The following is a 23487-nucleotide window of genomic DNA, read 5'->3' on the forward strand; positions in this document are numbered from 1 at the left end:
CAATCAGCGGATGGTGGAGCCCCACATGTTGGTGAGGTAGCGGCGCATGAAGAAGATGAAGACCAGGGCCGGGACCACCAGCAGGAAGCCGCCGGCGAAGCGGTAGGCGAGTGGCGATTCGGCGAGGGAGCTGAGGACCTGGGCGGGGAGGGTGCGCTGGTTCAGGGTCAGGATGGACGCGCCCAGGACTTCATTCCACGACATGACGAACGTGAAGATCGAGGCCGCGGCGATGCCGGGTATGGCCATCGGCAGGACCACCTTGAGGAAGGCCTGCACCGGGCTGCAGCCGAAGATCCTGGCCGCTTCCTCCACGTCGCGCGGAACACCGAGGAACACCGAGGCGGTAATCAGGATGGTGGTGGGCAGGGCCAGTGCGCTGTGGAGCAGGACGACGGCGAGAACGCTGTCGTAGAGCCCCGTCTGCAGGAAGAGCTGGGCCAGCGGCACAGACAGCACGACGATGGGCAGGGCGCGGGTGAACAGCAGGAACAGCTGGTACGGTTCCCTGCCGCGGAAGGCGAAACGTGCCACGGCGTACCCTGCGGGAACACCGATAAGCAGCGACAGCACGAGGGTGAACACGCCCACCTGGAAGGAGTTGATCAGGCCGCCCAGGATGCCGGTGGACTGCAGGAATGTCTGCATGGTCTCGGTGGAGAAGTTGTCCGGGATGAAGCTGAGCGGAAACTTCTGCAGCGACTGCCTGCTGGACATCGCGGCCAGCGCGATCAGGTAGATGGGCAGTGCCATGAAGAGGGTGATCAGGATGCAGGCCACTTGGAGGAGCACCCGGTTGCGGCGCCGCCGCGCCAGCGGCCTGCGGTCCACGCCGGGTTCAGGCCGGCTGGTCCCGGCATCGGTCCTGGACGTTGTTGCGTGGCTCATCGCGCCGCCTCCGTCTGATCCCTCAGGAGTTTGAGGTAGCCCACTGCCGTGACCATGGACACGGCCATGACCACCAGGGCCAGCGCGGATGCCACGTTGGGATCCTGCAGGCCGGTGTACCAGCGGTAGGTTTCGCCCACCACCAGCGGAAAGTTCTGGCCAGTGAGGGCGAGGGCCACGGCGAAGGTCTGGAAGGCCAGGATGGTCCTCAGGATCAGGGCTGTTTGGAGGCTGGGGCGCAGCAGCGGCAGGGTCACGTGCCACAGCCGGTTCCAGAAGCTGGCCCCGAAGACGCCGGCGGCTTCCTCGTAATCCTTGGGGATGGACTGCAGGCCGGCCACGACGATCACGAACACCAGCGACGTGGCCCGCCAGACCTCCGCGATCAGCACGGCAGCGAACATGGACGGATAGTTGTCATAGGCGAGCCAGGAGAAGGGCTGCATGCCCAGGGACGCCAGGAGCGAGTTGAGGTAGCCGCGGTCCGTGAAGACGGTCAGCCACACCAGGCCGGCTGCGAGGTCGCTGACTGCCAGCGGGATGGCCCAGATGTAGAAGTAGGCAGACGCCCCCCGCGGCTTGGCCCGGATGAGGAGTGCCATCGCCAGGGCCAGGACAAACTGGATGGGGATCATCACCACGATGAGTAGGAGGGTGTTGCCCACGGAGGACCAGAAGTACGGGTCCTGGGACATCCTGGTGAAGTTCGCCGTCGTCAGGCCTTCGGGGCCGCCGAACGCCTGCAGGACGCCGCTGACCATCGGCCAGCCGAAGAGCAGCGTCATGAACACGATTGACGGGGCGATCAGCAGCAGCGCCGCGGAACTCCCCCTCCTCCTGGGTGCGCGGACTCTTGGACCGGGAGGGGGAACGTGCGGCCTGGCTGCCGCCGGCGCATCCGGGGCGGCCATCACGCAACCTTGCAGGGCGACGTCTTGGGATCCGGTGCCCAGCACGGGACGTTCAGGCTGTCCATGATCTTGGCCAGTTCCGCCCCCTGCCGGTCCAGCGTGGCCTTGACGTCCGCGTTGTTCAGGCAGATCTCCTGGAAGCAGTTCTTGAACAGCTGGGAGACCTGGGGGTCCTTGTCGCCCAGGCCCACCGGCGGCAGGGCGAGCAGGGCGTCGGAGGCCTCCTGCTGCGCCTTGACCGCCTTTGCTTCAAGGGCCACGCCGCCGGGGAGGTCGCCGCCGATGTCCGTCTTCACCACGGGGAAGAAGGAGTTGGATTTCAGTGTCTCGATCTGCGCCTCGGGCTTGGACAGCGACTTGATGAGCTCGAAGGCCTTGTCCTTCTCGGGCGAGCCCTTCGGCACCGCCATACCGCCCACGATCAGGAGGTAGCCCCTGCCCTTGGGCCCGGACGGCGCCGGAACCATCTGCCAGTCGTCCGGCTTGTCCTTGACTGCGTTGATGAGGCGCGCCACATGGTCCCATGCCACCAACACCTCGCCGTTAGCCAGGGGCTCCTGCATGAAGTCGTAGTTGGCGGAGGCGGGATTCATGTTGGCCCAGAGCTCGCGCATGTAGGTCCAGGCAGTGACGGCGTCCTGGTTGCGGAAGGTGGTGATCTGTCCGCCTGTGAAGCTGGGAATCAGGAAGCCCTGGTAGAACCGGTGGTGCAGACCCTTGGGTCCAGCGGGAAGGCCGAAGACGGGGCGGCCGCTGGCCTCCTTGGCCGCCTTGGCCCACGCCAGGTACTGGTCGTAGGTCAGTTTGTCGACGTCAGCTCCCGAGGGCAGCCATTGCAGCGCCTTCTTGTTGACTGCCAGCACGTACGTGGCCTGGATCCACGGGATGTAGCGGGGGACGTCGGTGCCAAGCTTGGCAAGCTCAGCCACGTCCTTGGAGTAACCGGCCGAGGAGAGGTCCTTCATCAGCGAGCTGAGGTCCTCCAGCTGCGAGGCGAAGGGGGCGAGGTCGCCGTGGAGCCCCCCTGCGATGCCCACCTCGACCTTCCCCGCGGCGAGCTGGGACTTCAACGTGGTGTTGAAGACACCGGTATCAACAGGGTTGTAGGCAACGCTGATGTCCCCCGCGAATTTCTTGAGGGTGGCCTCGTACTTCTGGCGTTCCTCCACCGGGGCGAACTGCGTTGAGAGGAAGCTGACGGATCCCTTGCCGCCGCTTCCGCTGGTATTCACCCCGCAGGCTGCAAGCACCGGGCCGGCCGCCAAGACCGTAAGGCCCCCCTTCAACAATGCTCGCCGGCTGACGTCGTGGTGGGCGGAAACGGACATTAGAGCCTCCTGGGGGTGAAGGACTGCTAGGTTTTTTGTCTGATGATCGATCATAATTGTGTGATACAGATCACGTCAATGCTGCGGGCCAGTCCCTGTGCCCGCAGTGGACGGATCAGACGCATGAGGAAAGGTAGCCGGCGGAATGACGGACCAGAGGACGCTGGTGGGAGAAGTTGCCCAGCCGCCGGCGGGCCCCGCCACCAGCGCCGGGCACCTTCTCCAGCTCCTGCGCTCCAACGCCTCCGGGTACAGCCGGGCCGATCTGCTGGAGATCACCGGAATGGCGCGTTCCACCCTTTACGAGCGGCTCGACGCGCTTTTCGCGGCCGGGCTTGTCTACGAATCCACTCCCCTGCGCGCACAGCGTGGCAGGCCGCCCCGCTCCCTCCGTTTCGATGACCGCAACAAGCTGGTGCTGTGCCTGGAAATCGGCCATACGCACGCCGGAATCCATCTCCTGTCGCTGGGCAGGGAGGTGGTGGCTTCGGCGCGTATCCCCGTGGAGATCGGGAACGCCCAGGAGGTGGTGGTGGGCCAGGTGGTGGCGGAGGCGCTGCGGCTGCTCGACGGCCGGCGGCCGGTAGGGGCAGGAGTAGGACTGCCAGCTCCGGTTGACCCGCTCCACCGCCTGGGGCTGGAGCGGACCGTCCTTGCCCACTGGGACCTGCAGTTGTTGCAGGAGGCGATGGAATCCATGCTTGACTGCCCGGTCCTGCTGGAAAACGACGCCCGGTCCATGGCGGTGGGAGAAGTCCGGGGCCCCCTCGACTCCCTGGTCGCGGTGAAGGTCAGCACCGGGATCGGCTCCGGGATTATTGTCCGGGGTTCGCTGGTGCGCGGCGCCCACGGCGCCGCCGGGGACATCGGGCACGTGCGCATCCCGGAGGCCGCCGATTGCCGCTGCCGCTGCGGCAGGGACGGCTGCCTGGCGGCGGTGGCTTCCGGGCGCGCACTGCTGGCCAATCCGCAATTTGCGCATTACGGGACGCTGCGCCGGTTCGTTGACGCTTCCGACGACGATCCGGACGTCCGGGCCGCAATCTCGGCGGCCGGAAGGGTGCTGGGACGGGCCCTCGCCGCCATGGTGGGCACGCTGAACCCCGGCCGGGTAGCGGTGGGCGGGCTGGTGGGAGTGCTCCCAGGCTTCCTGCAGGCCTGCCGGCAGCAAATCCTCACGGACGCCTTCGAACCTTCCCTGGTGGATCTGGAGATCGTCCCGGCGGACAGCCGCAAGGCCACCGCAGTGGGCCTTTGCCGGCTCGTGGAGGAAAGCCTCTACGCGCCGGAGCGGGTGGAGCAACTGCTGGCCCAGCACGGCGGCTGAGCACGCCACCCACTGTGACCGGTGAGGTTGGGCACCAAGGTGGCCGCCGCCGTCGCGCCTTGCTACCTTGGAATCCAAGGCTCCATCCCGAGCCTCCGGACGACGGTTCAGTACCCGGCACGCGACAAGACTGGCCAAAGGATCTGGTCATGTCCTGGTTAATCCTCATTCTTTCCGGCGCGCTGGAGGCCGTCTGGGCAGCCGCCCTGCACCGTGCTTCCAAGGCTTCCGGGCGCCGGCGGTTGGCCCCTGCAGCCCTGTTCCTGGTGGCTGTTGCCGCGAGCACCGGCGGCCTGGCGGTGGCGATGCAGTCCATTCCCACCGGCACGGCCTACGCGGTATGGGTAGGGGTGGGCGTGGTCCTGACCTCCGCCTACGCAATGGCTACCAGGGTGGAACGTCCGACGGCGGCGCGCCTGCTGCTGCTGTCCGGCATCGCCGCGTGCGTGGTTGGCCTCAAGGTTGTGGCGTGATGATGAAGCATTCTGTTCCCTGGCTGGTGCTCCTGGCCTCCGCTGTCCTGGAGGCAGTCTGGGCCACGGCCCTGGGCCTGTCCGACGGTTTCAGCAGGCCGCTGCCCACGATTGTCTTCGCCGTCACCGCCACCCTGAGCATGCTGGGCCTGGGCATGTCCATCCGGAGCATTCCGCTGGGCACCGCCTACGCCATCTGGGTGGGCATCGGCGCCGCGTTGACGGTGGGCTGGGCCATGGCTACCGGAGTGGAACCATTTAGCGTTGTGAAGCTGCTGTTCATTGCCGGCATCGTGGGCTGCGCCGCCGGCCTCAAGGCGCTGCCTGCGATGGACGCGGCGCCTGCCCGCACCAGTGACTAGGCTTTTGCCATGGACTCCCCCGAGATGACCAATGCCTTGGACGCGCTGCAGCGCCGGGTAGCCGCCGGAACGCGCACCATCCTGGGCATCGCCGGGGCGCCGGGCTCCGGGAAGTCCACCTTTGCCGCCTGGCTGCAGAAGCAGTTCACTCCGGGAACGTCGATTGTGGTCCCCATGGACGGCTTCCACCTGGGCAACGCGATCATTGAGGGGACCCCGCTGCGTCAGCGGAAAGGCGCCATTGATACGTTCGACTCCGGCGGCTACCTTTCGCTGCTGCGGCGCCTGGCGCGCCGGGACGAGGCCGTGGTCTACGCACCCGAGTTCCGCCGCGCCATTGACGAGCCGGTGGCCGCCTCCATCGCCGTCCCGGCTGACGTCCCCCTGGTGATCACGGAAGGCAACTACCTGCTGGCGGACCAGGAACCGTGGAAAGAGATCCGGGCGCAACTGGACGAGGTGTGGTTCCTGGAAACGCCGCCCGCCCTGCGGCTGCAGCGGCTGGTGGACCGCCATGTGTCATTCGGGATGGACCCGGACGCCGCGGTGGCCTGGGCCAATGGACCCGATGAAGCAAATGCCCGCCTGATCCAGGCCACGCGCCCGGCCGCGGACCGCATCATCCCCTGGATTTAGCCAAACTTTTTGAAAATCAAGGAAACGAACAGGAGCACCATGGCAAACACGTCCACTAATCCCGGTGGCACTGTCCAACTCGGCGACGGCCTGGCCGTCAGCCCCCTGGGTTTCGGGGGCATGGCCCTCACGCCCGTGTACGGCGAGGTGGACCCTGCCGAGGCACTGCAGACCCTGCACCATGCCGTCGATGCCGGCATGAGCTTCATCGACACCGCGGACATCTACGGCGGCGGCAGCAACGAGGAACTGATTTCCCGGCTCCTCAAGGACCGGCGGGATGAGGTCCAGCTGGCCACCAAGTTCGCCCTGGTGGGCACGCCCACTGACGGCTACACGGACATCCGCGGCGATGCTGAGTATGTTCGGCAAGCCGTGGACCGGAGCCTGCTACGGCTGGGCACCGACGTCATCGACCTCTACTACATGCACCGCCGCGACGTCCGCGTCCCCATCGAGGAAACCGTGGGCGCCATGGCGGAGCTGGTCAAGCAGGGCAAGGTCAGGCATCTGGGCCTGTCCGAAGTGACGGCGCAGGAACTGCAGGATGCGGCAGCGGTCCACCCGATCGCGGCGGTCCAGAGCGAATGGTCCATCTGGAGCCGGGACGTGGAACGCCATGTTGTTCCCGCCGCTGCAGCACTGGGCGTGGGCTTTGTCCCCTACTCCCCGCTGGGCCGCGGCTTCCTCACCGGAACCGTTGACACCGCAAGCCTGGGCGAGAAGGACTTCCGGCGGAACATCCCCCGCTTTGCCCCGGACGCCGCAAGCGCCAACCAGGCGGTGGTGGACGCCGTCCGGTCCGTGGCGGACCAACTCGGTGCCACCCCCGCGCAGGTGGCCCTTGCCTGGCTGCCGGCCCAGGGAAAGCGGCTCGGCCTGCCGGTCGTTCCCATTCCCGGCACCCGCAAGGCCGCCCGGATCGACGAAAACCTTGGCGCGCTTGCCCTGGACCTGACCCCGGCGCACCTGGAGGCCCTCGACGCAGCGTCGGACGCCGTCGTCGGCTCCCGTTCCGCGGACCCCAAATGGGTGTCCGAGGGTCGGGAATAAGGCATTCTTCGCCCGCACACCCTGACTCAACCGCCACCCAAAGGAGCCCCATGCCTGCCATCGTCCATTTCGAAGTACAGATTGACCCCGCGCACCGCGATGACGCCGCCAAGTACCTGTCCGAAACGCTTGCAGCCACCCGCGCCTGGCCTGGCAACCAAGGCATTGAAGCGCTGGTGGATGACGCCGACCCCTGCCACATCCTGGTGGTGGAAACCTGGGCCACCACCCAGGACCATGACGACTATGCGGCCTGGCGGACCACGCCGGAAGGCAAGAGCGGCCTGCATAAGATCCTCGCCGGGCCGCCGTCCAAGCAGGTCTACTCCACCACCATGACGCTGGACCTTTAGCCCATGGACTCTCTTCGGTACGACCTGCCGGCCCTGACCATTCGCAGCATCTCCGTCAGCGCAATGGACAACAATGTGTACCTCCTGACGGCCAAGGAGAGCGGTGCACAGCTGTTGATTGACGCCGCTGACGACCTGCCTGCCATCCGGCAGCTGCTGGCGGACGGGGCAGCGGACACCTCGGCGTCTCTCCGCCTGGCGCTGATCGCCACGACGCACCAGCACTGGGACCACGTCCGCGCGCTGAAGGAGCTGGTGGAAGCAACGGGGGTGCCGACAGCCGCAGGGGCGGACGACGCCGACGCATTGCCGGTACCCGTGGACCGGCGGCTTGGGCACGGGGACAAGGTGGCCGTGGACGGCTTTGAGGTCACGGCCGTCCAACTGCGGGGGCACACTCCGGGCTCAATCGCGTTTGTCTACGAGGACCCGGACGGGCCTGCGCACATCTTCTCCGGTGACTCGCTGTTCCCGGGCGGGGTGGGCAACACACAGAAGGACCCCGGAAGGTTCAACCAGCTCCTGTCCGACGTCACGGAGCGGCTCCTCGGCGCCTACCCGGACACCGCCGTCGTGCATCCCGGCCATGGCAAGCCCACAACCCTGGGTGCCGAGCGGCCGCACCTGGAGGAGTGGCGCGCCCGCGGCTGGTAGGCGGTTAAACCCATCGAGTGCTCCGTAGTTGTCGTTATGACGCGTCTAAACGACAACTACGGAGCACTCGATGTTGGGGCCGTTGGGGGCCGTTGGGGATTAGCGGCTGCGGCGTTCGTTCGACGCCGGGGCGGACGCGCGGCGCGGGCCGCTGCGGGCGGGACGGCCGGAACCGCCGTTGCCGGAGGCGCCGCTGCCCGAGCCGTAAGAGCCGCCGGAGGTTCCGCCGGTGTTGGAGGACCAGACGGCCTTGCTGCCGCCGGCTGCTCCTGCACCCGCAGAGCGCTGGCCCGATGCTCCTGCTGCTGCGCGCTGGCCGGTTGCGGGGCGTCCACTTCGCTGGCCTCCGCCGGAGGCCGGGCGTCCGCCGGAGGCGGGGCGGCCGGTGCCGCCGCGGGGGGCGGCACTGCGGGTGATGCGGGAATCGCCGCGGCCCTCGGCTGCACGTCCGTCCGAACCGCGGCCGGCCGATGAGCGGCCACCTGCTGCGGGGACGTCGTTGCGGTGGGTGCCGGCAGCGGTGCCGCGGCCGCGGGCGTTGCGGCGGGCAGCGGCTGCTGCCACGGCGCGGTCCTCGTTCTGCTCTGCATTGCGGTCGAAGGCTGCGCGGGCTTCCGTGCGTCCTTCGAAGGCGACAGCCCGGCGTTCGGCGCGGGGAACATCGGTGCGGGCGGGCTCGGCCGAAACCTTGCCGCGTCCACCACGTCCGCCGCGGCCACCGGCCGACGGTGCAGCCTGGCGGCGTGCACGCTTGCGCTCGGCGTTGGCACCCGTCGAGGTGCCGCCACCCTGCCTGGGGGCCTTGGCGGCCATCAGTGCGGCGCGGGTGCGGGGGTCCACCTTGTCGGCGATTTCGCCCACCAGGTCAGCCACGATCGGGGAGTTGGCGGAGACACGCTCAAAGTTCACGTCAACGCCGGCAGCCTTCATGAGCTTCTTCACGTCGGCCTGCTGCTCGGGCAGCGTCAGGGTGACCACGGTGCCGTCCGAACCGGCACGCGCGGTGCGGCCGGAGCGGTGCAGGTATGCCTTGTGCTCGGTGGGCGGGTCCACGTGGATGACCAGTTCGACGTCGTCGACGTGCACACCGCGGGCGGCGACGTCGGTGGCCACCAGGACGCGGACGTCACCGTTGGAGAACTCGGCGAGGTTGCGGTCACGGGCGTTCTGCGACAGGTTGCCGTGCAGGTCCACGGCGGGGATCCCGGCGTCGGTCAGGGTCTTGGCCAGCTTGCGGGCGTGGTGCTTGGTCCGCATGAACAGGACGCGGCGGCCGGCGCCGGAGGCGAGCTCCACGATCAGCTGCTTCTTGACGGTCTGGTCATTGACCACCAGCACGTGGTGCTCCATGGTGGTCACCGCGGCCTGCGGATCGTCTACGGAGTGGGTGAGCGGGTTGGACAGGTAGCGCTGGACGATCTTGTCCACGCCGTTGTCCAGGGTGGCGGAGAAGAGCAGGCGCTGGCCCTGGCTGGGGGTCATGTCCATGAGCTTCTTGACCACGGGGAGGAAGCCGAGGTCGGCCATGTGGTCGGCCTCGTCCAGGACGGTGATCTCCACGGCCTCGAGGGTGAGGATGCGCTGGCGGATCAGGTCCTCCAGGCGGCCGGGGCACGCGATGACGATGTCGACGCCGGCCCGCAGCGCCTTCTCCTGGCGCGCCTGGGAGATGCCGCCGTAGATCACGGTGGTGTTCAGGCCGGCGGCCTTGGCCAGCGGCTCGATGGTGGCGTTGATCTGGGTTGCCAGTTCACGGGTGGGTGCCAGGACCAGGCCCATGGGGCGGCCGGGCTTGCGGAAGTACTTGGCTTCCCGCTCAGCGAGTCGTGCTACAAGCGGGATGGCGAAAGCAATGGTCTTACCGGATCCGGTCCGGCCGCGGCCCAGGACGTCGCGACCGGACAGCGTGTCCGGAAGGGTCTTGACCTGGATGGGGAACGGTTCAACGATTCCCTGGGCGGAGAGGGTGTCTGCAAGGGCCTTGGGAGTACCGAGGGCAGCAAAAGTAGTCATGTAGTTTTTTACGGTCTTTCTGGCGGTATCCGGGCGGATATCGGCCCCCGATGCCGGTTGGACCAGGGGTTTCGCCGAAGAAAAGTCAGGTGATCAAACCGGGCGCTGTAAATAGGACAGCCGGCCGGGACCAAATGGAACGCGTTCATCGACGCAGGATGTGCCTCTCACATGAAGAAAGCCCACTCCCTGGAAAGGATCTCCAATCAGGAGCAGGCGGCATCACTGCACATCAAGTTCCTCCAGTCTAGCATCCCGCGGCCCATCCCCCGTCCCGGGCGTTGCCTTCGAGTCCATGGCGGGGCAGTGTTGAGGCATGAGCGAACAGCCGGGGCAGCGCCAGGACAGGCACCAGAGTGAGGCACGCCAGCACCAAGCGGACGACGGCGGCGGGGCGCCGGAGGGGGCAGGTGGCGGCATCGATCCCGCTGCAGTCTGGGACGAGCGGTACAGCAGCAGGGCCCGGCTTTGGAGCGGGAAGCCGAACCCGCAGCTGGTCCGCGAGGCCGGCGGCCTGCGCCCGGGAAAGGCGCTGGAACTGGGATGCGGCGAAGGCGCGGACGCCATCTGGCTTGCCCAGCAAGGCTGGTCCGTGACCGCCGTCGACGTTTCCGCTGTTGCCCTGGAGCGGGCGCATTCGCACGAGCTGGCGGAACTGGCCCGGGAAAGCGTGGGCGTGTCCAACGGGGACATCGGCAGCCGGATCAGCTGGCAACTGGCGGACCTCACGCAGTGGCAGCCGGGTACTTCCTTTGACCTGGTGACCTCCCAGTTCCTGCACTCCCAGGAATTGGACTGGCGGGTCCCGCTGCGCACGGCCGCCGCAGCCGTCAAGCCCGGCGGAACCCTGCTGGTGGTGGGCCACCACCCGGACCGGCTGCCGCCCTGGGGCAACGACCACCACAGCCACCGGGAGATGTTCTACACCGGTGACGACCTGGTCCGTGAACTGGGGCTAGCCGGGCCCGGATGGCAGATCGAGGTCCTCACCAGCCGGGAGCGGCCGGCGACCGGGCCGGACGGACAGGAAGCGACCATTGCGGACGTCGTCCTGCGCGCCACCCGCCTGCCCCTAGTCCGGTAACGTCCTCCTGGCGGTGACCCGCGGCGCTACCACTGCCGCGGCTGCGCCGATGGCCGCTGTGAAGGCGAAGACGCCCGCGAAGGACTGGACCGCCGTCGTAAAGGCAGCGAAGACAATCCCGGTGGTAGCCAGCGACAACGCCCCGCCGAGGGAGTCCGAGATGGACATGGCGGAGCTGTTGAAGCCTTCGTTCTCCTTGGTGGACAGCGCCAGGGTCATCACGCTCAGGCGCGGGTAGAGCAGGCCCATGCCGCCCCCGGCCAGGACCCAGCCGGCGATGGCGACGGCGGCCGGCCAGTGCAGCGCGGTGGTGGCCAGGGCCAGGAGAACAGCTGCCAGAACCATGAGCGATCCCACCTGGACGGCGCGCAGGTCCGGCAGCCTGGCACCCAGCCGGCCCTGCACGGCGGCGGCACCGGCCCAGGCCAGCGCACCACCGGTGAGGGTCAGGCCGGCCAGGGTGGGCGGGAACGCGTACCGGTCGATCAGGAGGTACGGCAGGTAGACCTCCGCGCCGAAGAACGATGCCGACGCCAGCCCCCGCGCCAGGATCACGCTGGGCAGTCCGCGGCGGGCGGTGAGGGTCCCGGCGGGCACCAGCGGCCGGACCGCCACGAGGGCCAGGACGACGGCGGCGCACGCCAGGAGCGCCGCGGCGGCGGGAAAGGCGGGGATGCGGACGTCCGCGGAGAGGTTCAGGCCCAGCACGGCGAGCGCGGCCAGCGCCGCCCACGCCAGGCGGCCAAGGGCCCACGGCGGGACAGTTTCCTTCGGGCGGCCAGCCCTCTCCAGCCCGTCCGCGGCGCCCGGTGCATCGGTTCCCCGCAGTACCGGCGCGATCATCGCCAGCGCGGGAATGACCAGGCCCACCACGCCCAGGAACACCCAGTGCCAGCTGAAGACCTGGGCCACCACGCCGGCTGCGAATGGCCCCACCAGCGACGGGATCACCCAGGCGGCGGAGAACGCGGCGAAGATTTTGGGGTGCAGGGGCCCGGGGAAGAACCGCGCCACCAGCACGTACAGCGCCACGGTGAGGGCGCCGCCGCCGAGCCCCTGGACCAGCCGGCCGGCCACCAGCATGGGCATGGAAACCGAGGTGCCGGCGATCAGGAGTCCGGCCACGAACAGTGCCACGGAGGTGTACAGCGGCATGGCGGGGCCGCGGCGGTCAGACCAGTTCCCGGCCCCCACCATGCCGATCACACCGGTAGCCATTGGCCCCGCGAAGGCCAGGGCGTAAAGGCTTGCGCCGTTCAGCTCACGGCTGACCAGGGGCATGATGGTGGTCACGGCCAGGGATTCGAACGCGGCCAGGAACACCAGGGCGCAGGTGCCCAGGGTTACCCAGAAATACGGGGGCCGGAAGATCCCGGTAGCGGGGTGGGTGGCCGGAAGGGTGGAGTGCCGCACAGCGTTTCCTAGCCCACGTACCGGTTCCGGCCGGACCGGTAGCCGAAGACCGCCGCGAGAAGGCCCACCACCATGAACAGGACTCCGGCGGGAACGAAGGACCCGGTGGCCTGGTGCAGCTGGCCCACCATCAGCGTCCCTGTGGAGCCCACCCCGTAGCCAACGCCCTGCATCATGCCCGACAGGTGGGCGGCGGTGTGCCCGTCGCGGGTGCGGAGCATGATCAAGGTCAGCGCGCAGGCAGTGAGGCTGCCCTGCCCCAGCCCGAGCAGCCCGGCCCACACCCAGATCAGGTCCAGCGGGCCCAGGATGCTCAGCACGAATCCGCCGCCGGTCATCAGGGCGACCACCGTGTTGATGGCGCGCTGGTCCCGGAAACGCGCCGCCAGGGCCGGCGCGAACAGGGAACCCAACATCTGCAGCACGATGCATACGGCAACGATGAGGCCCGCCGTCGCCCCGTCCACACCCCGTTCGCGAAGGATGGGTGCCAGCCAGGCGAAACCGCTGAAGGACATCATGGCCTGCAGCACCATGAAGATGGTTACCTGCCAGGCAACGGAGGAGCGCCACACGTTAACCCCGTCCCGGACCGCCTGGTGCCGGACACTCCCCTGCCGGACAGCGACGGGAAGGAACAGGAGAAGGACGACGGCGGCAGGCAGCGCCCAGACCCACAGTGCCTTGGTCCACTCCCCCGTTGCCGTGTAGACCGGGAAGGTAAAGCCGGCACCGAGCGCGGCGGAGGCGCAGATGGCGGTGGTGTAGAGGCCGCCCATGAGTCCCAGCCGGTGTGGGAAGTCGCGCTTGACCAGGCCCGGCAGAAGCACGTTGCACAGCGCGATGGCGGCGCCGCAGGCTGCGGTGCCGACCAGGAGGGCAGGCAGATGGCTGCCGCCTGGGCCGGAACCGGTGTCCACCGGGCGGAGCAGCAGCCCCGCGGTCAGCAGCGCCATGGCGCCCAGCAGCACCCGCTCCGCACCGAACCGGCGCGCCAGGACCGGGGCGAGCGGCGCGAACACACCCAGCAGCGTGACGGGCACGGTGGTGAGCACCACTACGGACCAGCCGGGCAGCGCTGCCTGCGAGGTCACCTCCGGGAGGACGGCGGAAAGGCTGGAAAAGACGCTCCGCAGGTTCAGCCCGATCAGGACAAGGCACACGCCCAGGTAGGCAAGGGCGCGGCGGCTGCCTACCCGGGTTGGTTCCGCAGGCGGCAGTTCATCGATTTCGGCATCCACCAGGGTGCCGGGTTCCACCAGGCTGCTGCCGGTCCGGGACCGTCCCGGTCCGTCCCCGGAGGAAGGCCCCCGCCGCCGCTTCCCCGCTTCGGCATTCGTTGCGTCCGTCATGCGCCCATTCTTGCAGGAGTGGTCCGCCGGTCTGCAGGAGTGGTCCGCCGGTCTGCGGGAGAGCGCGGCCGGGAAGTTTTCCACATACGGCGCAAAGCACCTTCCGGCGCCCTCCTGCAGCTTCGTACGTTATAAGCAGCCGCGGCCCGGCAGAGGGCCGCACTAATCAACGGGAGCACCATGGAAACCACACCGCCACCGGAATCACGCCCCGCGCCGACGCAAACCACTTCCAAGAGCGCATCTCCGGCCGGGACCAGCCCACCTCCTGTCCTTCAGGGGCACCCTGGCCACCCCCCGGGCGTGCCCGGCAACAACCCACCTGGCAACAACATGCCCGGCAACGAAGGCCCCGGGAACAAAGGAACAAACAGCCTGGTCCTGGCGATCCTTGCCCCTGCAAGCATGATCCTCACCGCACCTGCTTCCATGTTCGCCATGTTGATGACGTACTCGGATGACGGCTCCTCGAGCAGGCGATGGGTGACTCCCCTGGTGCTGTTCAGCCTGCCTGTCCTGTTTGCGTCACTGGCGCTGAGGCTGGCACTACCTGCCCTCAAGGTGTCTCCGCGGAAATCAGCCAACTGGACTGCGGCGGCCGTTGCCCTCTGTATCTGCGGCCTGATCTTCGCCCTGGCGCTGGGTCCGGCGCTGGCCAACCTGGGGCTGTTCTGACCCCTCCGGTCCCCGGCCCGTACCGCGGCGCTATTCTGGAAGGGATGAGCGAATCCCCTGAAAACCCCCAGCAGCCGCATGTTCCCAGGCCTGTCACGCCCGGCACCCAGGCCTCCTTCGGCACCTACGGCGGCCGTCCTGTCAGCTTCGTGCGCCGCGGCACCAGGCTGCAGGGCCGGCGGCAGGCCGCCTGGGCCGAACACGCCGAACGGTGGGCCGTCAACGTGCCACGGCACGTGGCCAACACCTCGGTCCACCCCGACTACACCTTCGACGCCGCAGCGGAGTTCGGGCGTGAGGCCCCGCTCATCGTCGAGATCGGTTCGGGCCTTGGCGACGCCATCTGCCATGCGGCGGAACAGAATCCCGACACCAACTTCCTGGCCGTGGAGGTCTACACCCCGGGGCTGGCCAACACCATCATCAAGATCAACAGCCGCGGTCTGGACAATGTCCGCGTGGTGGAGGCCAATGCCCCGGAGGTACTGGCCACCATGCTGCCCGAAGGCTCGGTCAGCGAACTTTGGGTCTTCTTCCCCGATCCCTGGCACAAATCGCGGCACCACAAGCGCCGCCTCATCCAGCCCGAGTTTGCCGGGCTGGCAGCACGGGCGCTGAAGCCTGGCGGCCTGTTCCGGATCGCCACCGACTGGTCCAACTATGCGGTCCACGTCCGGGACGTCTTGGCGGGCTCACCTGACTTCGAAAACCTCCACACCGGCGAGCGCCGCGGGCCCGAAAGCCCGTTGACCCAAGTGTGGCAGTCCGGCGTTGAATCGGTGGTGGGCGGCGCCCCCGTCCGTGAGGGACGTGCACCGGTGAGCACGGAGCACACCGGCCCCAACGAAGGCGTGGATGAAACGGGCGGCTGGGCACCCCGCTTCGAGGGCAGGATCCGGACCAGCTTCGAGGCGAAGGCCCACGAGGCGGGCCGGCTCATCTTCGATCTCTGCTACCGCCGCCGCTGACGGCATCTCTGACGGCGCCGCTGAACCGTGCCTCTGACGCGCGCCGCTGACTGGCGCCGCGCGGCGGTCAGGCCACGCTGATCGAGGCAACAATCTCCTTCAGCATCTCCAGCCGGGGTTCCGCCTGCGGGTTCAGGTAGGGCCAGATGACCACCACACCAATGAACCGCCCGCTTTCCCACACACCCACTGTGGCTGCCACCTTGGCCGGGCCGCCGTCGTCGCCATATCCCACAACCACTGCATACGCGGCCTTGCCGGGCAGGTTCAGCTCACCCTCCGCCAGGAGGGTGCCGCCGCGTTCCTCGAGGTAGAAGCCTGACATCAGGTGGGCCCAGCCGTTGGCCTGCGGCGCATCCTGCACCGAAGTGTCGTCCTTGATCACGGTCACCAGGACCCCGCCCAGCAGGCCGTACTGCTCGCTGTTGGGCCCGGCCGTGGAGTCGTCCAGGACCTGGGTGTGCTCGGGGAAGTCTGCGGTGAAGCCCAGCGGGGATTCGATGTGCACTGACATTGGTTTCAGAGCCTCTCGAGCTTGGTGTCGTTGGGGACTTTATAGTACGTGGACACGTTGCTGGTGGACTGGTTCTCGGTCTTGACCTCCACCTCGCCCACCTTGACGTCGAACCCCGCCTCGTTCGTTGCGGTCACCACGGAATTCACCTGCACGGTGGCCGAGCCGGCCTCGTACAGCCGGGCTGCGTCGCGGGCGGCGCCGGCCTCATTGCCCAGGGCGATGTTGCGCAAATAGCTGTCGATGACGGGCCGGTTTTCCGGTGAGTAGTCCACAGCAATCTTCACCGTGCCCTGGGTTCCGGCCGTCACCGTGGAATCGAACTTCGCGGCCTCGGACTTCACCCCCGAGGTCACGCCCTGGGCCACGGTGCCGTCCATGGACACGGAGACGGAATCGATGTTGTTGCCCTTGTCCAGGTTGACCTGCAGCCCGCCCTTGCCGGAGGCTTCGAACACGCGGCCGTCCAGGTTGAGCTTGCCCTGCGCGGAGACCTCCCCACTGGCAGTGGAGGTCCCGTCCGTCAGGTTCCGCTCGTAGGCAAGGTCAAGCTTGGCCCCGCCGGATGCTGTCCCGGACTCGGCCGAGGCATCAAGCGAGAACGTTCCCTTGGCTTTGTCCGTCTGCCCGGTGGAACCGTTGTCCTCCGCGGCATCGTTGATGGTGTCCAGGATGTATCCGGGCGGGTTGCCGGCCACGTCCTTGATCTCGCCGATGCTGTCCGGCGGAAGGTCTCGGTACATCTGTTTTCGGGCTGCCATGGCTTCCTCCACGCTGGCGAAGGTGTACTCACGGGAGACCTCCCCCGTCAGCGTCGCTCCTGCCGTTCCAGTGGTGTCATTGACGCCCAGGCCCATGTTTCCGTACACCTTCATGGTGGCGGAGCCGTCAGCGTTCTCCACCACTTCGGTCCCCACCTCGGCGCCGCCATGAACCCAGGCGACCCGGGCCTCGATGGAGGCCTTGCCCGTCTCCGAGTAAACCGGGATGTCCGCCTTGGCCAGTTCCTGCAGGTGCTGCTTGGCCAGCTGCTGTGCGGCCGCGGGAATGCCGCCATCCATGCGCATCAGGTCTTCGGCGAACGGACCGTCGCTTCCTTCGCCTTCAATCAGGTACTTCCGGTCGGCATCGGAGAGGCCGGCCCACCATTTTGCCTGCTCGTCCGGGCCGGCATCAACCATCCGGTCCAGCCCAGACTCCAGCTCCCGGCGGTGTTCAGCGGCTGCCCTGGCTGCCTCGGCCTTTTCCTTGAGCCACTCCCTGGCCTGGGCGGCCAGCGAGGCCAGCCGGTCCCAGGTGCTGCTGCCGGAACCGCCGGCGCCGGCGGTGGACGCTTTTTCCTGCTCGTCAGCATGCTTCAGCAGGATTCTTGAGTTCTCCCGCAGGCTCGCCACCACTTTGTCCAGGCTGGGCCGGTGGCTGCTGCTCCACTCCTGGCGGAAGCGTTCCCCGTCCCGGCCCTTCCACGGCGCCGACTGGATCTGGCTGTGCAGGGAGCCGGCCCGGCTGCTGAGCAGCGACGCTGCCTGGTCCGCCGCTTTGGCCAACGCCCGCAACTGGCTGACGTCTGCGCCGTAAAAAGTCATGGTTTTCCCCCGGGAAAGAGTGCGATGCCTGTCAATCGCTGGTGCTTATGGTTGCACAGCTGGCGGAACCCGGCGATGGGGATCCCTCCCCATCGCCGGCATCCGGTACCACTGTGGCTTTCGTGCCAGCTCCTCAAAGCACCGCCGGCCGGCTGTTCGGGATCCGTCCGACGTGCGACGATTGGCTGTAAGAAGGGCACGCACAGCAGCGCACAACGCGCCTGTCCGAAGGAACAACAATTAAAGAAGAACTGAAACAGGCCGTGGACAAGGCCGAGGACGTCACCAATTCACGCGTCCTTGAGGTCTTTGCCCGGTCCGGATTCGCGGCCAGCGGCATCCTGCACCTGCTGGTGGGCACCATTTCCATCCGCCTTGCAATGGGCGGCACGGGCCACGCCGATTTCAGTGGCGCGGTGGCGGAGCTGGCCACTATGCCCGTTGGTCCCTTCCTGCTGTGGGGCAGCTTCGCGGCGTGCGCGGCACTCTCGCTCTGGCAGGCGGGCGATGCCATCTTCGACTTCAACCACCAGGCCACAAAGAAGAAGATCAAGAACAAGGCCAAGGCCGCGCTGCAGGCGATCGTCTACGCCGTCCTGGCCCTGACCCTGTGGCATTTCGCCATGGGCACCGGCTCTGGTGACGACAACCGGAAGGCCGCCAGCGACTTCACCATCTCCATGATGGAGGCCCCGGGCGGGGTTGCGCTGCTCGTCCTGATCGGAGTGGCAGTGGCAGTCACGGGCGTGGTGTACGGCATCCGGGGACCGAAGAAATCGTTCGAGAAGCAGTTGCAGATGCCTGCCCCCGGCCCGGCCAGAAAAGCGGTAACAGCCCTGGGAGTGGCAGGCTACCTGGCCAAGGGAACGGTGCTGCTGCTGGCCGGGCTGCTCATCGCCATCGCCACCCTCAAGGAGCACCCGGAGGATTCCACCGGCCTGGACGGCGGCCTGCGGGCGCTCCGCGACCAGCCGCTGGGACCCTGGCTCCTGGCTGCCGTGGGAGCCGGGCTGCTCTGCTACGGCGCCTACATGATCATGCGTGCGCGGCTGGCCAAAATGACCAGGTAGCCGCCGGCGGCGTGGTTAGGTTGAGTCATGCCCCAGGTACGTGCCGAACGTGTGATCCGCATCGACCCGGAGACGGCCTTTGCCTTCTCCCAGACCACCGGGGACTTCCGGCTGAAGTGGGACCCCTTCATTTCCGCCCAGGGCTTCCTTGACGGGGCGCGGGCGCCGGGAAAAGGCGTCCGCACCCGCACGAGGTCCCGGCTTGGCCTGCGCATGGTGAGCCAGTACGTCTCCTACGCGCCGCCCCGCAACGTGGGCATGACCATGGTGTCCGGGCCGTGGTTCTTCACCACCTTTGGCGGCGGCTGGCGTTTCAGCCCGGACGACGCCGGCACCCGGGCAGTCTGGAAATACACCTTTGCGTGCCGCCCGGCTCTGCTGCGGCCCGCCATGGAGCGGATCGGCAGCCGGCTGCTGGGCTACGAGATCGAACGGCGGATCGAGGCCTTCGCCCGCGCCTGCGAGGACGAGGCCCTGGTGGCGGAGTTCAGGGCGCTCAAACCCTAGGGAACCGTGATTACCGCCACGGAGCGCTGGGCGCCGTCGCGCAGTTCCACGCTGGAGATGCTCCCCAGTTGGAGGGGCGTGGCCCCGGTGACCTTGACCTTTCCGCTGGGGGTGGCCGTCCAGGCGCAGGCCCGGTCCTCTCCGCCGGCACGGTCGCGCACCCACAGGGAGAGGGTGCCTTCCGCGGGCAGGCTGCTGCCGCTCACCGCAAGCTCGGTTCCCCACGTCTTACGGGCCATGTCGATGTTGACCTGCAGCCCTCCTCCCGACGCCACCGAATAGGTGGCGTCAGGCTGCGGCGGCCTGGCGAGCAGGGGGCCAGCCGCCAATCCCACGGCCAGGCACGCAGCTGCAAGGGCCCCTGCCAGCGCCGCCCACCGCCGTCGCAATGTCCTGCGCCGGCGGACCAGTTCGTCAAAAAGGCGCCCCGGGACGCTGGTGTCCGGGGCGTCGCTGCCGCCGGGAACGGCGGTCAGTGCCACGGCGTCGGGCACGGGAAGGGAGTCCAGGAGCATGGGCACCTTCTCCAGCTCCGCCAGTTCCTTCCGGCAGGCACCGCAATCCTGGAGATGCGCCTCGAAGAGGGTGACGTCGGCGGGATCGAGACCGCCCAGGATGTAGGCCCCCAGCAGGTGGTGCGCGTTGGTGTTCACCGTTCCACCCCCATCTCATCCAGGATGGTGCGCAGTGCACGAAGCGCGTAGAACGCGCGGGACTTGACCGTTCCGCTTGGGATGTTGAGTTGGACGGCTGCCTCATTGACCGTGAACCGGCGGTAATGCAGTGTCACCAGGACATCCCGGTGTTCCTTGCTCAGCCGCAGCAGTGCTTCCTCCATCAGGACCCGGTTGAGCATCCCGTCAACCCGGCCTATCACCTCCGCGGGATCGGTCAGGCTGTCCTCCAGCGCCTCGGGCGGGCGGCGCTGGCTCCGGCGGTAATTGTCGATCATGATGTTCCTGGCCGTGCGGTACAGATAACTGCGGAAGCTGCCGTTGATGTCCGGGGCGTGCTGCCAGACGCGGAGCACGGTTTCCTGCACCACGTCCTCGGCCAGCTGCGGATCCCGCGTGGCGCTGAGCACGAACCGGCGCAGCGCACTCCCGTGTTCACGGTAGATTGCCTCCACCACGTCGTCATCGAGCGGCATACCACTCCTCCCGTCCCCGGCCCTGCACACAGCGTGGAACGCCAACCGCATCCTGCGCCCCCGGCTGTTACCACGTCCGGAAGCAGGAAACGGTTCAATCGCGGAGTTCCACAGCGCACCTGTGAACCATTCTTTACCGGGAAGCGTCGTAGGGGTTAGCGTCCGGTGATTCGACGCCGGGCGCCTGCTCGATGCATCAGCAATTACACCAACCGGGAAAGTCCAGCCAAGGAGCACACCATGAAACACCATGTCGGGCCAGGCCTTGCCATCCTGGCCCTGGCGGCGGCCCTCTCCGCCTGCGGCACCAGCACAGGCACCACCCCTGCGGGCACCAGCGCGGCCCCGGGTGCCGCCAGCACCGCCTCCGGCAGTGCGTCCGGCGCGGCTTCTTCGTCCACCACCGCCTCAGCCCCCGCGTCATCAACGCAGCCAGGCGCCGCCGTCGACGTTAAAACGGCGTCCTCGTCCGCAGGCAACATTGTGGTGGATGCGAAGGGAATGAGCCTCTACTTCTTCACCAAGGACACCAAGGACTCCGGCACCAGCGCCTGCACCGGCTCCTGTTTGGTCCAATGGCCCCCGTTGACCACCACGTCGGGGTCACCCGCGGCCGATGGCGTGACCGGGAAGCTGGGGACCATCAACACCCCCGACGGGAAGAAGCAGGTGACACTGAACGGCATGCCCCTCTACTACTACGTCAAGGACACCAAGCCCGGGGACGTCCTGGGCCAGGGCGTCGGGGGCGTCTGGTACCTGTCGGACCCGTCCGGCGCGATGATCAAGCCGGCCGGCCAGGGCTACTAGGCCTGGCACCCGCCCGCCCTACTTCAGGGGAACGTCCGGCACTTTGCCGGGGAGCGGGACTTCCGTGGGGACTGGAACGGGCAGTTTGGAGCCTTGTTCCAGGCCCTTCCTGACGTCCTCCGGAACATTGGCGGGCAGTGACGGTTCGGCGGGTGCCTCCGCCGGTTTCCGGGCGGCAGCATCATGGCTGGGAGTGTTGCCCGGCCGGGCAGGAGTGGCCGACGGCGCCGCTCCGGCGGGTGCCGAAGCCGGAGCCGGTGCCGGCGGGACGGCGTCCGGGCCGCCGGTTGCCGTCGGCTGCGGCACCGCGGGCCGGGGCGCAGGCACCTGCGGGGCGTCGGAGCGCGCCGGCGCCGCACTGGATCCAGTCACGAACGAGGTGACGGCGTGGTTCAGCTGGCTGAAGGATTCGCGGAATCCCTGGTCGGAGGCGGCGGCAACAGCGCCGCCGGCCGCGAGCGACGCGGCCACCGACAAGGTGGTGAGCGTGATGCGGCGCCTGGCCTTGCGGCGTGCGGCGAGTTCATCGGCCGGCCGGCCGGTGGGAAGCGCGGCGGTGGCAGCGGGTTCGACGGCGGGAAGCGCTGCGGTAGACATCCCTGCCATCAACGCCGCGACTTCGGCGGAAGGCTCAGGGGTCTCTGCTGCCAGGGCACCCAGGTTGACCAGGGCGTGACGGAGCTGGCCGTCGTCGTCCATGCCGGCCTCGAGCAGGAGCTGGTCGATGGCCCCTTCGTTGCGGGGTCCTGCGGTGTCACTCATGGTTCGCCTGGTTTCTTTTGAGTGTTTGGGCCTTGAGGTTCTGCAGGGCGCGGCGCTGGAGCTGCTTGATGGCTCCGGCGCTCTTGCCCATGATGGCGGCCACCTGGTCAATGGACAGGTCCGCCACGACGCGCAGGGCCAGGACCTCCTGGTGTTCGTCGCTGAGGCCTTCGAGCATCGCCGCGGCGCCGCCGGTCAGTTCCACGGCATGGTCCTCTGCGGACGGGGAGGTGCGGCCGTCCTGCTGGGGGTCGTACGGTGTCAGCTGCGGCCTGCGCTCCAGCCGGCGGTAGTGGTCCACCATCCGGGCATGGGCGATGGAAAAGATCAGGGACTTCGCGCCCGCCAGGCCCCCGGTGAGGGTGCCGATCCTGGGATAGAAAGCCAGGAAGACATCCTGGGTGACGGCTTCGGCATCATCCAGTCCCCGTGCCCTGAGATAGCCCTGCACCGGGCCCGCGAAGGTTCGATAGGCAGCGGCGAACAACGCGGCCGGATCCGTTCCGGCTGCGTCGTCGAATATGTCGATCTCTTCTTGGGCCAAAGTGTCTAGCACCAGGGGCTCCTCCATCCCGGGATCCGGCCTGCGCCTTGTCCCGGTCTCCGGTGCGGACTGTCAGTCCCCGCGGTCTTCCAGCTGCGTCGTTGCATGCCTGGCAGGGGTGCACCTCCACTGGTGTGCGTCCCCGGCCGGCTGCCTGGACTGCGGCCGCAGCCGGGGCGGCGGCCGCAGTCCAGACTAGCCAATGTGCCTTAGCGGGTGGAAACCGACGGCGCGTGCACGGTGTTGCCGCCAGCGGCGGGAACGGCGGGAACGGCAGGAACGGTGGTTTCGCCGTCGACGCCCGGAACCGCCGGAACGGCAGGAACGGCGGGAACGGCGGGAACGGACGGAACCTCAGGCTTTTCAACCTCAACGGCAGCCGAACCCTTGGTTTCGGCGCCGGCCTTGGCAGCGGCATCGGCCTTGGCCAGAACGTCGGTGCAGTAGCTCTCGATGTTCGCGTCACCCTGGGCTGCGATGGACAGCGAGGAGAACGCCTTCGAGGAAGTGTTCACGCCGCCGTGGGTGTAGGCGGTGCAGAGGCCCAGGGCTGCCGGACCGGCGGCGTCAACAGCGGTGTTGGCTGCTGCGGAAGCCGTTGCGTCCGCGGTGACCTCTTCGTCGGAGGCGTCAGCGGCGGCGGAAGCCTTGGCGGCGGCATCGGCGTCGGCGGTCTCCAGGGCGCCGGTTACAGCGCCGGTGGCCGTGGGAGCGGGGGTGGCCTGGGCGTCAGCGGCTGCTTCGGCTGCAAGCTTGGGGGCCGGAGCGCCGAAGAGTTCGTGGGCGGTCTGCTGGGCCTGGGCGGGAAGGACGCCCGAGACGGCTGCGGCGCCGGTTCCTCCTACGGCCAGGGTTCCGGCGGCCAGGACTCCGGCGGCGACTTTGCTGGTGGCGAGAACGGTGAACACAGACATCTAACTTCTCCAAACCTAGACAACACATCAGAGTGGGCCGCCGTGCGGACCCATCACGGACTACATCGCCCGGGGTTGCGGAAAGGTTACGGCTAGCTGGATTTTTCTTTTTCTGCGCCCAAATCGCTGGAAACGTTCGG

Annotated in this window: 26 protein-coding genes and 1 riboswitch; of the genes, 13 read left to right on the top strand and 13 right to left on the bottom strand. The window is 68.0% G+C overall.

Annotated elements, in window-relative coordinates; translation table 11 throughout:
* Positions 1-3: 3 nt before the first annotated feature.
* From FBY36_RS06680 to FBY36_RS06690, 3 genes are read right to left on the bottom strand one after another with little or no spacing between them, the layout of a single operon-like run.
* A complete protein-coding gene (locus FBY36_RS06680) occupies positions 4-888 on the bottom strand; it encodes a carbohydrate ABC transporter permease (RefSeq protein WP_142117970.1) in 885 nt (294 codons plus the stop codon).
* Positions 885-1799, bottom strand: coding sequence for a carbohydrate ABC transporter permease (locus FBY36_RS06685; RefSeq protein WP_142117972.1), 915 nt, complete (start codon positions 1797-1799; stop codon positions 885-887). The genes FBY36_RS06680 and FBY36_RS06685 overlap by 4 nt, the downstream gene beginning before the upstream one ends.
* Positions 1799-3127, bottom strand: a complete 1329-nt coding sequence (locus tag FBY36_RS06690; protein ID WP_142117974.1) for an ABC transporter substrate-binding protein — start codon at positions 3125-3127, stop codon at positions 1799-1801. The genes FBY36_RS06685 and FBY36_RS06690 overlap by 1 nt, the downstream gene beginning before the upstream one ends.
* 145 nt (positions 3128-3272) lie before the next feature.
* Here FBY36_RS06690 and FBY36_RS06695 point away from each other — a divergent pair, with 145 nt between their 5' ends.
* From FBY36_RS06695 to FBY36_RS06725, 7 genes are all read left to right on the top strand, one after another.
* Positions 3273-4454: an ROK family transcriptional regulator gene (locus tag FBY36_RS06695; RefSeq protein WP_142117976.1), complete on the top strand. Its 1182-nt coding sequence runs from the start codon at positions 3273-3275 to the stop codon at positions 4452-4454.
* Positions 4455-4527: 73 nt separating this feature from the next.
* A riboswitch (guanidine-III (ykkC-III) riboswitch) is annotated at positions 4528-4593 on the top strand.
* A gap of 10 nt (positions 4594-4603) precedes the next feature.
* Positions 4604-4927, top strand: a complete 324-nt coding sequence (locus FBY36_RS06700; protein WP_056330883.1) for a DMT family transporter — start codon at positions 4604-4606, stop codon at positions 4925-4927.
* Positions 4927-5289 (top strand): DMT family transporter, encoded by a 363-nt coding sequence (locus FBY36_RS06705; protein ID WP_142117978.1) that lies wholly within the window; start codon positions 4927-4929, stop codon positions 5287-5289. Before FBY36_RS06700 ends, FBY36_RS06705 begins: the two co-directional genes overlap by 1 nt.
* A gap of 9 nt (positions 5290-5298) precedes the next feature.
* Positions 5299-5925, top strand: coding sequence for a nucleoside/nucleotide kinase family protein (locus FBY36_RS06710; RefSeq protein WP_142117980.1), 627 nt, complete (start codon positions 5299-5301; stop codon positions 5923-5925).
* A gap of 39 nt (positions 5926-5964) precedes the next feature.
* The gene (locus tag FBY36_RS06715; RefSeq protein WP_142117982.1) at positions 5965-6978 is read left to right on the top strand and encodes an aldo/keto reductase; all 1014 of its coding nucleotides are present in this window, start codon (positions 5965-5967) and stop codon (positions 6976-6978) included.
* A gap of 50 nt (positions 6979-7028) precedes the next feature.
* Complete coding sequence (locus tag FBY36_RS06720) at positions 7029-7331, top strand: putative quinol monooxygenase (RefSeq protein ID WP_142117984.1); 303 nt, start codon at positions 7029-7031, stop codon at positions 7329-7331.
* A 3-nt stretch (positions 7332-7334) separates the two neighbouring features.
* Positions 7335-7985 (top strand): MBL fold metallo-hydrolase, encoded by a 651-nt coding sequence (locus tag FBY36_RS06725; protein WP_142117986.1) that lies wholly within the window; start codon positions 7335-7337, stop codon positions 7983-7985.
* A gap of 99 nt (positions 7986-8084) precedes the next feature.
* On the opposite strand, the gene FBY36_RS06730 is transcribed toward FBY36_RS06725, so the two are convergent.
* A complete protein-coding gene (locus FBY36_RS06730; RefSeq protein WP_142117988.1) occupies positions 8085-9998 on the bottom strand; it encodes a DEAD/DEAH box helicase in 1914 nt (637 codons plus the stop codon).
* Positions 9999-10314: 316 nt separating this feature from the next.
* On the opposite strand from FBY36_RS06730, the gene FBY36_RS06735 reads away from it, so the two are divergent.
* A complete protein-coding gene (locus FBY36_RS06735; RefSeq protein ID WP_142117990.1) occupies positions 10315-11082 on the top strand; it encodes an SAM-dependent methyltransferase in 768 nt (255 codons plus the stop codon).
* Here FBY36_RS06735 and FBY36_RS06740 read toward each other — a convergent pair.
* On the bottom strand, positions 11071-12495 hold the full coding sequence (locus FBY36_RS06740) for an MFS transporter (RefSeq protein WP_200830449.1): 1425 nt from the start codon (positions 12493-12495) through the stop codon (positions 11071-11073). The two genes, FBY36_RS06735 and FBY36_RS06740, sit on opposite strands and share 12 nt — an antisense overlap.
* A gap of 8 nt (positions 12496-12503) precedes the next feature.
* Positions 12504-13847 (bottom strand): MFS transporter, encoded by a 1344-nt coding sequence (locus tag FBY36_RS06745; RefSeq protein ID WP_200830450.1) that lies wholly within the window; start codon positions 13845-13847, stop codon positions 12504-12506.
* Positions 13848-14180: 333 nt separating this feature from the next.
* Between FBY36_RS06745 and FBY36_RS06750 the strand changes: the two genes are divergently transcribed.
* Both FBY36_RS06750 and trmB read left to right on the top strand, forming a co-directional pair.
* Positions 14181-14522: a hypothetical protein gene (locus tag FBY36_RS06750; RefSeq protein WP_142117992.1), complete on the top strand. Its 342-nt coding sequence runs from the start codon at positions 14181-14183 to the stop codon at positions 14520-14522.
* Positions 14523-14566: 44 nt separating this feature from the next.
* Positions 14567-15490 (top strand): tRNA (guanosine(46)-N7)-methyltransferase TrmB, encoded by a 924-nt coding sequence (gene trmB / locus FBY36_RS06755; RefSeq protein WP_142117994.1) that lies wholly within the window; start codon positions 14567-14569, stop codon positions 15488-15490.
* Between the two features lie 67 nt (positions 15491-15557).
* Here trmB and FBY36_RS06760 read toward each other — a convergent pair whose 3' ends face one another.
* Together FBY36_RS06760 and FBY36_RS06765 are read right to left on the bottom strand one after the other, a co-directional pair.
* A complete protein-coding gene (locus FBY36_RS06760; RefSeq protein WP_142117996.1) occupies positions 15558-16004 on the bottom strand; it encodes a hypothetical protein in 447 nt (148 codons plus the stop codon).
* A gap of 5 nt (positions 16005-16009) precedes the next feature.
* Entirely contained in the window at positions 16010-17590 is a 1581-nt protein-coding gene (locus tag FBY36_RS06765) for a hypothetical protein (protein WP_142117998.1), read from the bottom strand.
* Between the two features lie 251 nt (positions 17591-17841).
* Here FBY36_RS06765 and FBY36_RS06770 point away from each other — a divergent pair, with 251 nt between their 5' ends.
* Positions 17842-18660 carry a DUF1206 domain-containing protein gene (locus FBY36_RS06770; RefSeq protein ID WP_142118000.1) on the top strand — a complete coding sequence of 273 codons (819 nt, stop codon included), beginning with the start codon at positions 17842-17844 and terminating at the stop codon, positions 18658-18660.
* Between the two features lie 27 nt (positions 18661-18687).
* Positions 18688-19167 carry an SRPBCC family protein gene (locus tag FBY36_RS06775; RefSeq protein WP_142118001.1) on the top strand — a complete coding sequence of 160 codons (480 nt, stop codon included), beginning with the start codon at positions 18688-18690 and terminating at the stop codon, positions 19165-19167.
* On the opposite strand, the gene FBY36_RS06780 is transcribed toward FBY36_RS06775, so the two are convergent.
* Entirely contained in the window at positions 19164-19820 is a 657-nt protein-coding gene (locus tag FBY36_RS06780) for an anti-sigma factor family protein (protein ID WP_142118003.1), read from the bottom strand. The genes FBY36_RS06775 and FBY36_RS06780 overlap by 4 nt on opposite strands.
* Entirely contained in the window at positions 19817-20317 is a 501-nt protein-coding gene (locus FBY36_RS06785; RefSeq protein WP_142118005.1) for a sigma-70 family RNA polymerase sigma factor, read from the bottom strand. Before FBY36_RS06785 ends, FBY36_RS06780 begins: the two co-directional genes overlap by 4 nt.
* Before the next feature lie 240 nt (positions 20318-20557).
* Here FBY36_RS06785 and FBY36_RS06790 point away from each other — a divergent pair, with 240 nt between their 5' ends.
* Positions 20558-21127: a COG4315 family predicted lipoprotein gene (locus FBY36_RS06790; protein WP_142118007.1), complete on the top strand. Its 570-nt coding sequence runs from the start codon at positions 20558-20560 to the stop codon at positions 21125-21127.
* 18 nt (positions 21128-21145) lie between these two features.
* Here FBY36_RS06790 and FBY36_RS06795 read toward each other — a convergent pair whose 3' ends face one another.
* The 3 genes from FBY36_RS06795 to FBY36_RS06805 form a co-directional block, all read right to left on the bottom strand.
* The gene (locus tag FBY36_RS06795) at positions 21146-21889 is read right to left on the bottom strand and encodes a hypothetical protein (RefSeq protein WP_142118009.1); all 744 of its coding nucleotides are present in this window, start codon (positions 21887-21889) and stop codon (positions 21146-21148) included.
* The gene (locus tag FBY36_RS06800) at positions 21882-22460 is read right to left on the bottom strand and encodes an RNA polymerase sigma factor (protein ID WP_142118011.1); all 579 of its coding nucleotides are present in this window, start codon (positions 22458-22460) and stop codon (positions 21882-21884) included. Before FBY36_RS06800 ends, FBY36_RS06795 begins: the two co-directional genes overlap by 8 nt.
* Positions 22461-22642: 182 nt before the next feature.
* Entirely contained in the window at positions 22643-23347 is a 705-nt protein-coding gene (locus FBY36_RS06805; protein ID WP_142118013.1) for a protein tyrosine phosphatase, read from the bottom strand.
* Positions 23348-23487 lie beyond the last annotated feature (140 nt).

The organism is Arthrobacter sp. SLBN-122, assembly GCF_006715165.1.
Classification (GTDB): Bacteria; Actinomycetota; Actinomycetes; order Actinomycetales; family Micrococcaceae; genus Arthrobacter.

Coding starts and splice junctions, on each gene's coding strand:
- FBY36_RS06680 (WP_142117970.1), bottom strand. CDS start 888: ATGAGCCACGCAACAACGTCCAGGACCGATGCCGGGACCAGCCGGCCT.
- FBY36_RS06685 (WP_142117972.1), bottom strand. CDS start 1,799: ATGGCCGCCCCGGATGCGCCGGCGGCAGCCAGGCCGCACGTTCCCCCT.
- FBY36_RS06690 (WP_142117974.1), bottom strand. CDS start 3,127: ATGTCCGTTTCCGCCCACCACGACGTCAGCCGGCGAGCATTGTTGAAG.
- FBY36_RS06695 (WP_142117976.1), top strand. CDS start 3,273: ATGACGGACCAGAGGACGCTGGTGGGAGAAGTTGCCCAGCCGCCGGCG.
- FBY36_RS06700 (WP_056330883.1), top strand. CDS start 4,604: ATGTCCTGGTTAATCCTCATTCTTTCCGGCGCGCTGGAGGCCGTCTGG.
- FBY36_RS06705 (WP_142117978.1), top strand. CDS start 4,927: ATGATGAAGCATTCTGTTCCCTGGCTGGTGCTCCTGGCCTCCGCTGTC.
- FBY36_RS06710 (WP_142117980.1), top strand. CDS start 5,299: ATGGACTCCCCCGAGATGACCAATGCCTTGGACGCGCTGCAGCGCCGG.
- FBY36_RS06715 (WP_142117982.1), top strand. CDS start 5,965: ATGGCAAACACGTCCACTAATCCCGGTGGCACTGTCCAACTCGGCGAC.
- FBY36_RS06720 (WP_142117984.1), top strand. CDS start 7,029: ATGCCTGCCATCGTCCATTTCGAAGTACAGATTGACCCCGCGCACCGC.
- FBY36_RS06725 (WP_142117986.1), top strand. CDS start 7,335: ATGGACTCTCTTCGGTACGACCTGCCGGCCCTGACCATTCGCAGCATC.
- FBY36_RS06730 (WP_142117988.1), bottom strand. CDS start 9,998: ATGACTACTTTTGCTGCCCTCGGTACTCCCAAGGCCCTTGCAGACACC.
- FBY36_RS06735 (WP_142117990.1), top strand. CDS start 10,315: ATGAGCGAACAGCCGGGGCAGCGCCAGGACAGGCACCAGAGTGAGGCA.
- FBY36_RS06745 (WP_200830450.1), bottom strand. CDS start 13,847: ATGACGGACGCAACGAATGCCGAAGCGGGGAAGCGGCGGCGGGGGCCT.
- FBY36_RS06750 (WP_142117992.1), top strand. CDS start 14,181: ATGCCCGGCAACGAAGGCCCCGGGAACAAAGGAACAAACAGCCTGGTC.
- trmB (WP_142117994.1), top strand. CDS start 14,567: ATGAGCGAATCCCCTGAAAACCCCCAGCAGCCGCATGTTCCCAGGCCT.
- FBY36_RS06760 (WP_142117996.1), bottom strand. CDS start 16,004: ATGTCAGTGCACATCGAATCCCCGCTGGGCTTCACCGCAGACTTCCCC.
- FBY36_RS06765 (WP_142117998.1), bottom strand. CDS start 17,590: ATGACTTTTTACGGCGCAGACGTCAGCCAGTTGCGGGCGTTGGCCAAA.
- FBY36_RS06775 (WP_142118001.1), top strand. CDS start 18,688: ATGCCCCAGGTACGTGCCGAACGTGTGATCCGCATCGACCCGGAGACG.
- FBY36_RS06785 (WP_142118005.1), bottom strand. CDS start 20,317: ATGCCGCTCGATGACGACGTGGTGGAGGCAATCTACCGTGAACACGGG.
- FBY36_RS06790 (WP_142118007.1), top strand. CDS start 20,558: ATGAAACACCATGTCGGGCCAGGCCTTGCCATCCTGGCCCTGGCGGCG.
- FBY36_RS06795 (WP_142118009.1), bottom strand. CDS start 21,889: ATGAGTGACACCGCAGGACCCCGCAACGAAGGGGCCATCGACCAGCTC.
- FBY36_RS06800 (WP_142118011.1), bottom strand. CDS start 22,460: ATGGAGGAGCCCCTGGTGCTAGACACTTTGGCCCAAGAAGAGATCGAC.
- FBY36_RS06805 (WP_142118013.1), bottom strand. CDS start 23,347: ATGTCTGTGTTCACCGTTCTCGCCACCAGCAAAGTCGCCGCCGGAGTC.